Below are 11,633 nucleotides of genomic sequence, written 5' to 3' on the forward strand. Positions count from 1 at the left end.
TAGAAAAATAACTTTCTTAAAGAGAATGATGAACAAAGGAGGTGAAAATGAAGAGAGAATTGGTCTTCATAAGGAGAATGAAGAACAAAGGAGGTGAAGATGAAGAAAGAGATGGTCTTCATAAAGGGAATGAAGACCAAAGATGATAATAATGAAGAGAGAAATGGTCTTCATAAAGAGAATGAAGACCAAAGATGATAATAATGAAGAGAGAAATGGTCTTCATAAAGAGAATGAAGACCAAAGATGATAATAATGAAGAGAGAAATGGTCTTCATAAAGGGAATGAAGACCAAAGATGATAATAATGAAGAGAGAAATGGTCTTCATAAAGGGAATGAAGACCAAAGATGATAATAATGAAGAGAGAAATGGTCTTCATAAGGAGAATGAAGACCAAAGGTGATAATAATGAAGAGAGAAATGCTCTTCATAAGATGGATGAAGAGCAAACATATTGTTAATGAAGAAAGAGATGATCCTTATTACCAATATGAAGCAAGAACGAGGTTATATTTATATGAGAATTGAACTCATAAGAGCACTCACTTCTCTATAAAAATAACACCAAGACAATCAAGCTGCTCAAATCCTATAAAAATATGATAAGATACTTCTCTTGACACCCAGTTCATCAATTTCGATTGCCATAAATAAACCACAATCATAAATCTCGTATTATACCTTTTCAGTAATAAGCACGAGTACCTACAAAAAATGCATACATCTAATATTCCTTGGTACTTCGATAAATGAATTAATTCTATTTCTACTATATAAATAAGTTTTCTCTTAAGTCGTATCTGATTATTGAGACATAAATTAGACTGAATAATGATCATCTTAATAAGATCTTTCTTTTAAAAAAGATTATTTCACTTACATTTCTAATACATGAATAATAAACCAACAATGATATCCTTGATATCTTTATACATTCTATGTATAATATGAAAAGTGCTCAAGAAACTAGGTATTTTAAATAGTTCTTGCATCTAACATAAGTTTTATGTATAATAGACAATGTTGGTCTTTGACTGCGATGAAGCAGGAGGTTGCCGATACACACGGCCGCTTTGCCATGGCGTGTGTAGGGAAAATTCTTGCGGAGAAAATGTCTATTTTAAAAGTAGGCGAAAAGGAGGGAAAATAATGGCAAAACAAAAGATTCGTATCCGTTTAAAAGCTTATGATCACAGAATTCTTGATCAATCTGCAGAGAAAATTGTGGAAACTGCAAAACGTTCTGGTGCAAATGTTTCTGGTCCAATTCCGTTACCAACAGAAAGATCAGTATACACAATCCTACGTGCAGTTCATAAATACAAAGATTCTCGTGAGCAATTCGAAATGCGTACGCATAAGCGTTTAATTGATATCATCAGCCCAACACCACAAACAGTTGATGCTTTAATGCGTCTTGACTTACCGTCAGGTGTTGATATTGAAATCAAATTATAATTTTTTAAAATAAATGATTGATAATTTATAGGAGGTGTGACTCATGACCAAAGGAATCTTAGGAAGAAAAGTCGGTATGACGCAAGTATTTGCTGAAAACGGTGATTTAATTCCGGTAACTGTTATCGAAGCTACTCCAAACGTGGTTCTTCAAAAGAAATCTGTTGATACTGATGGATACAACGCGGTTCAATTAGGATTTGAAGATAAACGTGAAAAGCTTTCTAACAAACCAGAAAAAGGACACGTTGCAAAAGCTAATACTGCACCTAAGCGCTTCGTTAAAGAACTTCGTGAAGCTAGCTTAGAGCAAATCGAAGTAGGTCAAGAAGTCAAAGTTGATATTTTCACAGCAGGTGAAATCGTAGATGTAACAGGAGTTTCTAAAGGGAAAGGTTTCCAAGGCTCTATTAAACGCCACGGACAATCTCGTGGACCAATGTCCCACGGTTCTCGTTACCATCGTCGTCCAGGTTCAATGGGACCTGTAGCACCTAACCGTGTATTCAAAAACAAACTATTACCAGGTCGTATGGGTGGAGAGCGTATTACTGTTCAAAACTTAGAGATCGTTAGAGTAGATGCAGAACGCAATCTATTATTAATCAAAGGTAATGTACCAGGACCTAAAAAAGCACTTATCACTGTGAAAAGCGCAGTTAAATCTAAATAATTTCTTTAAGAAAGGAGGAATTGGGTAATGCCTAAAGTAGCATTATTAAACCAAACTGGATCAAACGTTGGAGAAATCGAACTTAATGATTCTGTATTTGGTATCGAACCTAATCAGCATGTATTATTTGAAGCGGTTATCATGCAAAGAGCTTCCTTACGTCAAGGATCTCACAAAGTAAAAAATCGTTCTGAAGTAGCAGGCGGAGGACGCAAACCTTGGCGTCAAAAGGGTACTGGACGTGCTCGTCAAGGATCTATTCGCTCTCCACAATGGCGCGGTGGTGGTATTGTATTTGGACCAACTCCACGTTCATATGCTTATAAATTACCTAAAAAAGTTCGCCGTTTAGCAATCAAATCAGCTTTATCATCAAAAGTAGTTGACAACGATATCGTTGTTTTAGAGGATTTAGCACTTAACGCACCAAAAACAAAAGAAATGGCTTCTGTTCTTAAAGGTCTTTCTGTTGAAAGAAAAGCGTTAATTGTAACAGCTGACAACAATGAAAACATTGCATTATCAGCTCGTAACATCCCTGGAGTAACAGTTGTTACTGCGAGTGGTGTAAATGTACTTGATGTACTTAACCACGATAAGCTTATTATGACGAAAGCTGCGGTGCAAAAAGTAGAGGAGGTACTTGCATAATGAAAGATCCTCGTGATATTATTAAGCGCCCCGTAATCACTGAACGTTCAACAGATCTTATGACTGAGAAAAAATATACGTTTGAAGTAGATGTTAAGGCTAATAAAACTGAAGTTAAAGATGCGATCGAATCAATCTTTGGCGTAAAAGTTGAAAAAGTAAACATCATGAACTACAAAGGTAAATTAAAGCGTGTTGGTCGTTACAGCGGTTTAACTAACCGTCGTCGTAAAGCGATCATCAAGCTTACTGCAGATAGCAAAGAAATCGAATTATTCGAAGTATAATTTCAATAGAAAAGGAGGGATATCGATATGGCGATTAAAAAATATAAACCAACCTCAAACGGTCGTCGTGGAATGACAGTATCGGATTTTGCTGAAATCACGACAGATCAACCAGAAAAATCGTTACTTGCACCTTTACACAAAAAAGGTGGACGTAATAACCAAGGTAAATTAACAGTTCGTCACCAAGGTGGTGGACACAAACGCCAATATCGTGTGATTGATTTCAAACGCGACAAAGATGGTATACCAGGACGCGTTGCTACAATCGAGTACGATCCAAATCGTTCTGCTAACATCGCACTAATCAACTATGTTGATGGTGAGAAAAGATACATCCTTGCACCTAAGAATTTAAAAGTAGGTCTAGAGATTATGTCTGGTCCTGAAGCAGATATTAAAGTAGGTAATGCACTACCATTACTTAACATTCCTGTAGGTACAGTAGTACACAACATCGAATTAAAACCTGGTAAAGGTGGTCAATTAGTTCGTTCTGCAGGTACCTCTGCTCAAGTATTAGGTAAAGAAGGTAAATACGTACTTGTACGTTTAAACTCTGGTGAAGTTCGTATGATTCTTGCTACTTGCCGTGCAACTGTAGGTCAAGTAGGAAACGAGCAACATGAACTTATCAACATTGGTAAAGCAGGTCGTTCACGTTGGTTAGGCAAACGTCCTACTGTTCGTGGATCTGTAATGAACCCTAACGATCACCCACACGGTGGTGGTGAAGGACGCGCTCCAATCGGACGTAAATCACCAATGTCTCCATGGGGTAAACCAACACTTGGAGCTAAGACTCGTAAGAAGAAGAACAAATCAGATAAATTTATCGTGCGTCGCCGTAAAAAATAACGTGATTGAACTACGGTTCAATCGAACCGTAGCACGATCGCGAAGGGAGGTACAATCATGGGCCGTAGCTTAAAAAAGGGACCATTCGTTGATGATCATTTAATCAACAAAGTTGAGAAATTAAATGAAACTGAGAAAAAGCAAGTTATTAAAACTTGGTCACGTCGTTCTACAATTTTCCCACAATTTATTGGTCACACTATCGCTGTTTATGATGGTCGTAAACATGTTCCTGTATATGTAACTGAGGATATGGTAGGTCATAAACTAGGTGAGTTCGCACCTACACGTACTTACAAAGGTCATGCTAGTGATGACAAAAAAACAAGACGTTAATGAGAGGAGGCATTTAAATGCAACAATCTAAAGCTGTCGCAAGAACAGTTCGTATTGCTCCTCGTAAAGCTCGTTTAGTTTTAGATCTTATTCGAGGTAAGCAAATAGGTGAAGCAGTAGCGATTTTAAACCACACGCCAAAGGCTGCTTCTCCAATCATAGAGAAAGTATTAAAATCGGCAGTGGCTAACGCTGAACATAACTATGAAATGGACATTAATAGCTTAGTTGTAACAGAAGCTTATGCAAACGAAGGTCCAACTCTTAAACGTTTCCGTCCACGTGCTATGGGTCGCGCAAGTGCAATCAACAAACGCACAAGCCACATCACAATCATCTTAACAGAAAAGAAGGAGGGATAATCAGTGGGTCAAAAGGTAAATCCAGTCGGTCTTCGTATCGGAGTTATTCGTGATTGGGAGTCAAAATGGTTCGCAGGAAAAGACTACTCAACTCTTTTACATGAAGATATTAAAATTCGTGAATATGTTACTAAACGTCTTAGCGATGCATCTGTTTCTAAAATTGAGATCGAGCGTGCTGCTAACCGTGTAAACATTACAATCCACACTGCTAAGCCAGGTATGGTAATCGGTAAAGGTGGTACTGAAGTTGAAGCACTTCGTAAAGCACTTAACCAATTAACTGGCAAACGTGTACACATCAACATTCTTGAAATCAAAAAAGCTGATTTAGATGCTAAATTAGTTGCTGAAAATATTGCACGTCAATTAGAAAACCGTATTTCTTTCCGTCGTGCACAAAAACAAACAATTCAACGTGCTATGCGTGCTGGTGCTCAAGGTATCAAAACACAAGTATCTGGTCGTTTAGGTGGAGCAGATATCGCACGTGCTGAACACTATAGCGAAGGAACAGTTCCACTACACACACTTCGTGCTGATATCGATTATGGAACAGCTGAAGCTGATACAACTTACGGTAAATTAGGCGTAAAAGTTTGGATCTATCGTGGAGAGGTTCTTCCTACTAAGAAGAAAACTGAGGAAGGAGGAAAATAATATGTTATTGCCAAAACGCGTAAAATATCGCAGAGAGCACCGTGGAAAAATGCGCGGTCGTGCTAAAGGCGGTACTGAAGTACATTTCGGTGAGTTCGGAATTCAAGCTCTTGAAGCTTCTTGGATCACAAATCGTCAAATCGAAGCTGCTCGTATTGCGATGACACGTTATATGAAACGTGGCGGAAAAGTTTGGATTAAAATCTTCCCTTCTAAGCCTTATACTGCAAAACCTTTAGAGGTACGTATGGGATCTGGTAAAGGTGCTCCAGAAGGTTGGGTAGCTGTTGTAAAACCAGGTAAAGTTATGTTTGAAATCTCAGGTGTAACTGAAGAGGTAGCACGTGAAGCTTTACGTTTAGCTTCTCACAAATTACCGATTAAAACGAAGTTTGTAAAACGTGAAGAAATTGGTGGTGAATCAAATGAAAGCTAATGAAATTCGTGACCTTACCACTGCTGAAATTGAACAAAAAGTAAAGTCTCTTAAAGAAGAGTTATTTAATCTTCGCTTTCAATTAGCGACAGGACAATTAGAAAACACTGCTCGCATCCGTGAAGTTCGTAAATCGATCGCTCGTATGAAAACTGTTATCCGTGAAAGAGAGCTTGCTGCTAATAATCGTTAATAAGAGAGGAGGTTTACTGAATGAGTGAACGTAACCAACGTAAAGTTTATACTGGTCGTGTTGTTTCTGACAAAATGGATAAAACTATCACTGTTCTTGTTGAAACATACAAAACACACCCATTATACGGTAAACGTGTAAAATACTCTAAGAAATACAAAGCTCATGATGAAAACAACCAAGCTAAAACTGGCGATATCGTAAGAATTATGGAAACTCGTCCATTATCTGCGACAAAACGCTTCCGTTTAGTTAGTGTTGTTGAAGAAGCTATTATCATTTAATATTGTTCGGATAGTTAATTCCGAAGGGAGGTAACATAGATGATCCAACAAGAATCTCGTTTGAAAGTTGCTGACAACTCTGGTGCTCGTGAAGTATTAACAATTAAAGTGTTAGGCGGTTCTGGTCGTAAAACTGCTAACATCGGTGATGTAATTGTTTGTACGGTAAAACAAGCAACACCAGGTGGCGTTGTCAAAAAAGGTGATGTTGTTAAAGCTGTAATCGTGCGCACTAAGAGTGGTGCTCGTCGTTCTGATGGCTCTTACATCAAATTTGACGAAAACGCATGTGTTATCATTCGTGATGACAAAGGTCCACGTGGTACACGTATTTTTGGACCAGTTGCACGTGAATTACGTGAAAACAACTTCATGAAAATCGTTTCTTTAGCTCCAGAAGTTCTATAATAAATTGAATTGCCTTACTAAGGAGGTGCAACTAGGATGCATGTTAAAAAAGGTGATAAAGTAATGGTTATCTCTGGTAAGGATAAAGGTAAACAAGGCGTAGTTCTTGCTTCTTATCCTAAAAAAGACCGTATTCTTGTTGAAGGTATTAACATCGTGAAAAAACACGCTAAACCTTCACAAGCAAACCCACAAGGTGGAATCTTAAACCAAGAGGCACCTATCCATGTATCAAATGTTATGCCACTTGATCCTAAATCTGGTGAGCCAACTCGTGTTGGTTATAAAGTGGTAGACGGTAAAAAGGTACGTGTAGCAAAAAAATCTGGTGAAACTTTAGATAAATAGTAAATCAGGAAGGGAGGTATATGTATGAACCGCCTTAAAGAAAAGTATCAAAGTGAAATTACTCCTGCATTAATGAAAAAGTTTTCTTACAAATCAGTAATGCAAACTCCAAAAATCGAAAAAATCGTAATCAACATGGGTGTTGGTGATGCAGTATCTAACTCAAAAGCTCTAGACGTAGCTGTTGAAGAGTTAGGACAAATCACTGGTCAAAAACCAGTTGTAACGAAAGCTAAAAAATCAATCGCGGGCTTCCGTCTACGTGAAGGTATGCCAATCGGTGCAAAAGTTACACTTCGTGGTGAGCGTATGTACCAATTCTTAGATAAATTAATTTCTGTTTCATTACCACGTGTACGTGACTTCCGTGGGGTTTCTAAGAAATCATTTGATGGTCGTGGAAACTACACTTTAGGTGTGAAAGAGCAATTAATCTTCCCTGAGATTGATTATGATAAAGTTAACAAAGTTCGTGGTATGGATATCGTTATCGTAACAACTGCGAATACTGATGAAGAAGCGCGCGAACTATTAACACAGTTCGGTATGCCGTTCCAAAAATAATCGCTAGTAAAGGGAGGCGAAATTGTGGCTAAAAAATCAATGATTGCTAAGCAAAAGCGCACGCAAAAGTTTAAAGTACAAGAGTACACTCGTTGCGAACGTTGCGGACGTCCACACTCAGTACTACGTAAATTTAAGCTTTGCCGTATTTGTTTCCGTGAACTTGCTTACAAAGGTCAAATTCCAGGCGTGAAAAAAGCTAGCTGGTAAAACCGTATAACGGGAAGGAGGTTATTTAGTAATGGTTATGACAGATCCTATTGCAGATATGCTTACTCGCATTCGTAATGCGAATATGGTACGTCACGAAAAACTTGAGTTTCCTGCATCAACAATCAAAAAGGAAATCGCTGAAATCTTAAAACGTGAAGGTTTCGTACGTGACGTAGAGTATGTAGAAGATAATAAACAAGGTATCATTCGTATTTTCTTAAAATACGGTGCTAACAATGAACGTGTAATTACAGGCCTTAAAAGAATCAGTAAACCAGGTCTTCGTGTATATGCTAAAGCTGGCGAAGTACCACGTGTACTTAACGGATTAGGTATTGCGATCGTTTCAACTTCTCAAGGTGTTTTGACTGACAAAGAAGCTCGTGCAAAACAAACTGGTGGAGAAGTATTAGCATACGTTTGGTAATACGTTTAAATAGAATGGAGGTGTAATGAATGTCTCGTATTGGTAAGAAATTACTTGAAATCCCAGCTGGTGTTACTATTAACATCGCTGATGATAATACTGTAACAGTTAAAGGACCTAAAGGTGAATTAACTCGTACATTCAATATTGATATGAAAATCGCTATTGAAGATAACGTGTTAACTGTTACTCGTCCTTCTGATGCTAAGGAGCACCGTGCTTTACACGGTACAACTCGTAGCTTATTAGGAAACATGGTAGAAGGTGTTTCTAAAGGTTTTGAAAGAGGTTTAGAACTTATCGGTGTCGGTTACCGTGCTTCTAAATCTGGTAACAAGTTAGTTCTTAACGTTGGTTACTCTCACCCTGTTGAAATCACACCTGAGTCTGGTATTGAAATTGAAGTACCATCACAAACTAAAGTTCTTGTAAAAGGAACTGATAAAGAGCGTGTAGGTGCTATTGCAGCTAATATTCGTGACGTTCGTCCACCAGAGCCTTACAAAGGTAAAGGTATTCGCTACGAAGGCGAACATGTACGTCGTAAAGAAGGTAAAACTGCGAAGTAATATCGCTTAGTTGATAAGAAAGGAGTGACCTAAATGATTACTAAAGCTGATAAAAATGCTGTACGTAAAAAAAGACACGCACGTGTTCGTGCTAAGTTAACAGGCACAGCTGAACGTCCTCGTTTAAACGTATATCGTTCTAACCAACACATTTATGCTCAAGTAATTGACGATACTAACTCAGTTACTTTAGTAAGTGCGTCTACATTAGATAAAGATCTTAATTTAGATTCTAAAAGCAATGCTGATGCTGCTCAAAAGGTTGGAGAATTAGTAGCAAAACGTGCTATCGAAAAAGGCGTTAAAACAGTTGTATTTGATCGCGGGGGTTATCTATACCATGGTCGTGTAAAGGCTCTAGCTGAAGCTGCTCGCGAGGCTGGACTAGAATTTTAATCGCAAAAGGAGGGACACAAAGAATGCGTCGTATTGATCCAAACAAATTAGAGCTTGAAGAACGCGTAGTTACGGTAAACCGCGTTGCAAAAGTTGTTAAAGGTGGTCGTCGTTTCCGCTTTGCAGCACTAGTTGTTGTAGGTGATAAAAACGGTCATGTAGGTTTCGGTACTGGTAAAGCTCAAGAGGTACCAGAAGCAATCCGTAAAGCAATTGAGGATGCTAAGAAAAATCTAATTGAGGTACCAATGGTAGGTACTACAATTCCTCACCAAGTTATCGGTCAATTTGGTGCAGGTAACATTCTCTTAAAACCAGCATCAGAAGGTACTGGAGTTATCGCAGGAGGACCTGTTCGTGCGGTACTTGAGTTAGCTGGTGTAGCTGATATTCTTTCAAAATCTTTAGGTTCAAACACTCCAATTAATATGATTCGTGCTACAATCTCTGGATTAAATGATCTAAAGAGTGCTGAAGAAGTTGCGAAGTTACGTGGAAAAACGGTAGAAGAACTGTTAGGATAAGGAGGGAAAACAATGGCGAATAAGTTAGAAATTACCCTCACTCGCAGTGTGATTGGTCGTCCTGAAGATCAACGTATTACTGTTAAAACTCTTGGACTTAAAAAGTTACACCAAACTGTTGTTCAAGAAGATAATCCTGCGATTCGCGGTATGATTAATAAAGTTGCTCACTTAGTTACAGTTAAAGAACAATAATAGAAACATAAATATATAAGGAGGTGTCCCGATGAAACTTCATGAGTTGAAACCAGCAGAAGGTTCACGTAAAACACGTAATCGTGTTGGTCGTGGTATCGGTTCTGGTAACGGTAAAACAGCTGGTAAAGGTCATAAAGGACAAAATGCTCGTTCTGGTGGTGGAGTTCGTCCTGGATTCGAAGGTGGTCAAACTCCTTTGTTCCAACGCTTACCTAAACGTGGATTCACAAACATCAACCGCAAGGACTTTGCAATTGTTAACCTTGATGTCCTAAACCGTTTCGAAGACGGTACAGAGGTTACTCCAGAGTTATTACTTGAAACAGGCGTTGTAAGTAATGTGAAATCTGGTGTAAAAATCCTTGGTAACGGCCAGTTAGAGAAAAAACTTACTGTAAAAGCTAACAAATTCTCAGCTTCTGCTAAAGAAGCAATTGAATCTGCTGGCGGTACAGCTGAGGTGATCTAATGTTTAAAACAATCTCCAATTTTATGCGCGTGGGTGATATTAGAAGTAAGATCATATTCACCCTTTTAATGTTAGTAGTATTTCGTATTGGTACGTTCATACCTGTGCCTAATGTTAATGCTGATGTGTTAAAGGCCCAGGATGAACTTAACGTGTTCGGAATTCTAAATACATTCGGTGGTGGAGCATTATATAACTTCTCTATTTTAGCGATGGGAATAATGCCATACATCACAGCTTCAATCATCATTCAACTTTTACAGATGGATGTTGTTCCGAAGTTTACTGAATGGTCTAAACAAGGTGAAGTTGGGCGTCGTAAGTTAGCTCAATTTACAAGATACTTTACGATAATATTAGGTTTCATCCAAGCGTTAGGTATGTCTTACGGGTTTAACACCCAATCAGGAGGATTATTAATTAATAACCCTGGTATAGGAACATACTTGTTAATTGCGATTGTATTAACAGCAGGTACAGCATTCTTAATGTGGTTAGGAGAGCAAATCACTTCTAAAGGTGTAGGAAATGGTATTTCCATTATCATCTTTGCAGGGATTGTAGCAGGGATTCCCTCAACTGTTAACCAAATTTATGCACAACAATTCGAAGATGCCGGTGATCAACTTTTCATTAAAATTGTGACAGTTGTCATCTTAATTTTAGCAATATTAGCTGTTGTAGTAGGAACGATCTTTATTCAACAAGCACTTCGTAAAATACCAATTCAATATGCTAAGGGTGCTGGTAACAAAAACATGGGTGGCGGTCATTCGACACACCTACCGTTAAAAGTTAACCCAGCTGGTGTAATTCCTGTTATCTTCGCGGTATCATTTATTATTACACCTCCTACTATTGCATCTTTCTTTGGTCCTAACGATGTGACAGATTGGATATCGAAAACTTTTGATTACACACAGCCAATAGGTATGGTTATCTATGTTGCGTTAATCTTAGCATTTACGTACTTCTATACATTTGTTCAAGTTAATCCTGAACAAATGGCGGATAATTTGAAGAAACAAGGCGGTTATATCCCTGGTATTAGACCAGGTAAGAGCACGCAGGAATATGTTACAAAGGTATTATATCGTTTAACTTTTGTTGGTTCTCTTTTCTTAGCAGCTATAGCTGTTCTTCCTGTTTTCTTCATTAAATTTGCTGATCTTCCACAATCTGCACAGATTGGTGGAACTAGTTTATTAATTGTTGTCGGTGTAGCACTTGAAACAATGAAACAACTTGAAAGTCAGCTAGTGAAACGTCATTATAAAGGCTTTATTAAATAATGAGGATATGGGAAATCCTTCCCA

Annotated in this window: 22 protein-coding genes; all 22 read left to right on the forward strand. The window is 38.1% G+C overall.

Annotated features, from left to right (window positions below; translation table 11 throughout):
- Positions 1-1,152: 1,152 nt before the first annotated feature.
- The 22 genes from rpsJ to secY are packed head-to-tail and all read left to right on the forward strand — an operon-like array spanning position 1,153 to position 11,609.
- Positions 1,153-1,461: a 30S ribosomal protein S10 gene (gene rpsJ / locus LPC09_RS00715; RefSeq protein WP_026561219.1), complete on the forward strand. Its 309-nt coding sequence runs from the start codon at positions 1,153-1,155 to the stop codon at positions 1,459-1,461.
- 43 nt (positions 1,462-1,504) lie between these two features.
- Positions 1,505-2,134: a 50S ribosomal protein L3 gene (gene rplC, locus LPC09_RS00720; RefSeq protein ID WP_098798325.1), complete on the forward strand. Its 630-nt coding sequence runs from the start codon at positions 1,505-1,507 to the stop codon at positions 2,132-2,134.
- A gap of 27 nt (positions 2,135-2,161) precedes the next feature.
- Positions 2,162-2,785: a 50S ribosomal protein L4 gene (rplD, locus tag LPC09_RS00725; protein WP_098798324.1), complete on the forward strand. Its 624-nt coding sequence runs from the start codon at positions 2,162-2,164 to the stop codon at positions 2,783-2,785.
- Complete coding sequence (gene rplW / locus LPC09_RS00730; protein ID WP_098798323.1) at positions 2,785-3,072, forward strand: 50S ribosomal protein L23; 288 nt, start codon at positions 2,785-2,787, stop codon at positions 3,070-3,072. The genes rplD and rplW overlap by 1 nt, the downstream gene beginning before the upstream one ends.
- Positions 3,073-3,099: 27 nt before the next feature.
- Entirely contained in the window at positions 3,100-3,930 is an 831-nt protein-coding gene (gene rplB, locus LPC09_RS00735; RefSeq protein WP_098798322.1) for a 50S ribosomal protein L2, read from the forward strand.
- 57 nt (positions 3,931-3,987) lie between these two features.
- Complete coding sequence (gene rpsS, locus LPC09_RS00740) at positions 3,988-4,266, forward strand: 30S ribosomal protein S19 (RefSeq protein ID WP_098798321.1); 279 nt, start codon at positions 3,988-3,990, stop codon at positions 4,264-4,266.
- A 17-nt stretch (positions 4,267-4,283) separates the two neighbouring features.
- Positions 4,284-4,628, forward strand: coding sequence for a 50S ribosomal protein L22 (gene rplV, locus LPC09_RS00745; RefSeq protein ID WP_098798320.1), 345 nt, complete (start codon positions 4,284-4,286; stop codon positions 4,626-4,628).
- Between the two features lie 3 nt (positions 4,629-4,631).
- Positions 4,632-5,288: a 30S ribosomal protein S3 gene (gene rpsC / locus LPC09_RS00750; protein WP_098798319.1), complete on the forward strand. Its 657-nt coding sequence runs from the start codon at positions 4,632-4,634 to the stop codon at positions 5,286-5,288.
- Position 5,289: 1 nt separating this feature from the next.
- Entirely contained in the window at positions 5,290-5,724 is a 435-nt protein-coding gene (rplP, locus tag LPC09_RS00755) for a 50S ribosomal protein L16 (RefSeq protein WP_098798318.1), read from the forward strand.
- Positions 5,714-5,917, forward strand: coding sequence for a 50S ribosomal protein L29 (gene rpmC / locus LPC09_RS00760; RefSeq protein WP_098798317.1), 204 nt, complete (start codon positions 5,714-5,716; stop codon positions 5,915-5,917). Before rplP ends, rpmC begins: the two co-directional genes overlap by 11 nt.
- 20 nt (positions 5,918-5,937) lie before the next feature.
- Complete coding sequence (gene rpsQ, locus LPC09_RS00765) at positions 5,938-6,201, forward strand: 30S ribosomal protein S17 (protein WP_098798316.1); 264 nt, start codon at positions 5,938-5,940, stop codon at positions 6,199-6,201.
- Positions 6,202-6,240: 39 nt separating this feature from the next.
- A complete protein-coding gene (gene rplN / locus LPC09_RS00770; protein ID WP_026561230.1) occupies positions 6,241-6,609 on the forward strand; it encodes a 50S ribosomal protein L14 in 369 nt (122 codons plus the stop codon).
- A gap of 36 nt (positions 6,610-6,645) precedes the next feature.
- Positions 6,646-6,957, forward strand: a complete 312-nt coding sequence (rplX, locus tag LPC09_RS00775) for a 50S ribosomal protein L24 (protein ID WP_098798315.1) — start codon at positions 6,646-6,648, stop codon at positions 6,955-6,957.
- A gap of 24 nt (positions 6,958-6,981) precedes the next feature.
- The gene (gene rplE, locus LPC09_RS00780) at positions 6,982-7,521 is read left to right on the forward strand and encodes a 50S ribosomal protein L5 (protein WP_098798314.1); all 540 of its coding nucleotides are present in this window, start codon (positions 6,982-6,984) and stop codon (positions 7,519-7,521) included.
- A gap of 24 nt (positions 7,522-7,545) precedes the next feature.
- The gene (rpsN, locus tag LPC09_RS00785; protein ID WP_010285078.1) at positions 7,546-7,731 is read left to right on the forward strand and encodes a 30S ribosomal protein S14; all 186 of its coding nucleotides are present in this window, start codon (positions 7,546-7,548) and stop codon (positions 7,729-7,731) included.
- Between the two features lie 31 nt (positions 7,732-7,762).
- The gene (rpsH, locus tag LPC09_RS00790; RefSeq protein WP_098798313.1) at positions 7,763-8,161 is read left to right on the forward strand and encodes a 30S ribosomal protein S8; all 399 of its coding nucleotides are present in this window, start codon (positions 7,763-7,765) and stop codon (positions 8,159-8,161) included.
- 29 nt (positions 8,162-8,190) lie between these two features.
- Positions 8,191-8,730, forward strand: coding sequence for a 50S ribosomal protein L6 (gene rplF / locus LPC09_RS00795; protein WP_098798312.1), 540 nt, complete (start codon positions 8,191-8,193; stop codon positions 8,728-8,730).
- Between the two features lie 33 nt (positions 8,731-8,763).
- A complete protein-coding gene (rplR, locus tag LPC09_RS00800) occupies positions 8,764-9,126 on the forward strand; it encodes a 50S ribosomal protein L18 (RefSeq protein WP_121664187.1) in 363 nt (120 codons plus the stop codon).
- Positions 9,127-9,149: 23 nt separating this feature from the next.
- Positions 9,150-9,650 carry a 30S ribosomal protein S5 gene (rpsE, locus tag LPC09_RS00805; protein WP_098798310.1) on the forward strand — a complete coding sequence of 167 codons (501 nt, stop codon included), beginning with the start codon at positions 9,150-9,152 and terminating at the stop codon, positions 9,648-9,650.
- 12 nt (positions 9,651-9,662) lie between these two features.
- Positions 9,663-9,845 (forward strand): 50S ribosomal protein L30, encoded by a 183-nt coding sequence (gene rpmD, locus LPC09_RS00810; protein WP_026561237.1) that lies wholly within the window; start codon positions 9,663-9,665, stop codon positions 9,843-9,845.
- Between the two features lie 31 nt (positions 9,846-9,876).
- Positions 9,877-10,317, forward strand: a complete 441-nt coding sequence (gene rplO, locus LPC09_RS00815; protein WP_026561238.1) for a 50S ribosomal protein L15 — start codon at positions 9,877-9,879, stop codon at positions 10,315-10,317.
- Positions 10,317-11,609: a preprotein translocase subunit SecY gene (gene secY, locus LPC09_RS00820; RefSeq protein WP_098798309.1), complete on the forward strand. Its 1,293-nt coding sequence runs from the start codon at positions 10,317-10,319 to the stop codon at positions 11,607-11,609. Before rplO ends, secY begins: the two co-directional genes overlap by 1 nt.
- The last annotated feature ends 24 nt before the right edge of the window (positions 11,610-11,633 follow it).

Source organism: Metabacillus sp. B2-18 (genome assembly GCF_021117275.1).
Taxonomy (GTDB): domain Bacteria; phylum Bacillota; class Bacilli; order Bacillales; family Bacillaceae; genus Metabacillus.

What these genes read in the sequence shown, in the direction of transcription:
- rpsJ (WP_026561219.1), top strand. Translation starts at nt 1,153, where the DNA reads ATGGCAAAACAAAAGATTCGTATCCGTTTAAAAGCTTATGATCACAGA.
- rplC (WP_098798325.1), top strand. Translation starts at nt 1,505, where the DNA reads ATGACCAAAGGAATCTTAGGAAGAAAAGTCGGTATGACGCAAGTATTT.
- rplD (WP_098798324.1), top strand. Translation starts at nt 2,162, where the DNA reads ATGCCTAAAGTAGCATTATTAAACCAAACTGGATCAAACGTTGGAGAA.
- rplW (WP_098798323.1), top strand. Translation starts at nt 2,785, where the DNA reads ATGAAAGATCCTCGTGATATTATTAAGCGCCCCGTAATCACTGAACGT.
- rplB (WP_098798322.1), top strand. Translation starts at nt 3,100, where the DNA reads ATGGCGATTAAAAAATATAAACCAACCTCAAACGGTCGTCGTGGAATG.
- rpsS (WP_098798321.1), top strand. Translation starts at nt 3,988, where the DNA reads ATGGGCCGTAGCTTAAAAAAGGGACCATTCGTTGATGATCATTTAATC.
- rplV (WP_098798320.1), top strand. Translation starts at nt 4,284, where the DNA reads ATGCAACAATCTAAAGCTGTCGCAAGAACAGTTCGTATTGCTCCTCGT.
- rplP (WP_098798318.1), top strand. Translation starts at nt 5,290, where the DNA reads ATGTTATTGCCAAAACGCGTAAAATATCGCAGAGAGCACCGTGGAAAA.
- rpmC (WP_098798317.1), top strand. Translation starts at nt 5,714, where the DNA reads ATGAAAGCTAATGAAATTCGTGACCTTACCACTGCTGAAATTGAACAA.
- rpsQ (WP_098798316.1), top strand. Translation starts at nt 5,938, where the DNA reads ATGAGTGAACGTAACCAACGTAAAGTTTATACTGGTCGTGTTGTTTCT.
- rplN (WP_026561230.1), top strand. Translation starts at nt 6,241, where the DNA reads ATGATCCAACAAGAATCTCGTTTGAAAGTTGCTGACAACTCTGGTGCT.
- rplX (WP_098798315.1), top strand. Translation starts at nt 6,646, where the DNA reads ATGCATGTTAAAAAAGGTGATAAAGTAATGGTTATCTCTGGTAAGGAT.
- rplE (WP_098798314.1), top strand. Translation starts at nt 6,982, where the DNA reads ATGAACCGCCTTAAAGAAAAGTATCAAAGTGAAATTACTCCTGCATTA.
- rpsH (WP_098798313.1), top strand. Translation starts at nt 7,763, where the DNA reads ATGGTTATGACAGATCCTATTGCAGATATGCTTACTCGCATTCGTAAT.
- rplF (WP_098798312.1), top strand. Translation starts at nt 8,191, where the DNA reads ATGTCTCGTATTGGTAAGAAATTACTTGAAATCCCAGCTGGTGTTACT.
- rplR (WP_121664187.1), top strand. Translation starts at nt 8,764, where the DNA reads ATGATTACTAAAGCTGATAAAAATGCTGTACGTAAAAAAAGACACGCA.
- rpsE (WP_098798310.1), top strand. Translation starts at nt 9,150, where the DNA reads ATGCGTCGTATTGATCCAAACAAATTAGAGCTTGAAGAACGCGTAGTT.
- rpmD (WP_026561237.1), top strand. Translation starts at nt 9,663, where the DNA reads ATGGCGAATAAGTTAGAAATTACCCTCACTCGCAGTGTGATTGGTCGT.
- rplO (WP_026561238.1), top strand. Translation starts at nt 9,877, where the DNA reads ATGAAACTTCATGAGTTGAAACCAGCAGAAGGTTCACGTAAAACACGT.
- secY (WP_098798309.1), top strand. Translation starts at nt 10,317, where the DNA reads ATGTTTAAAACAATCTCCAATTTTATGCGCGTGGGTGATATTAGAAGT.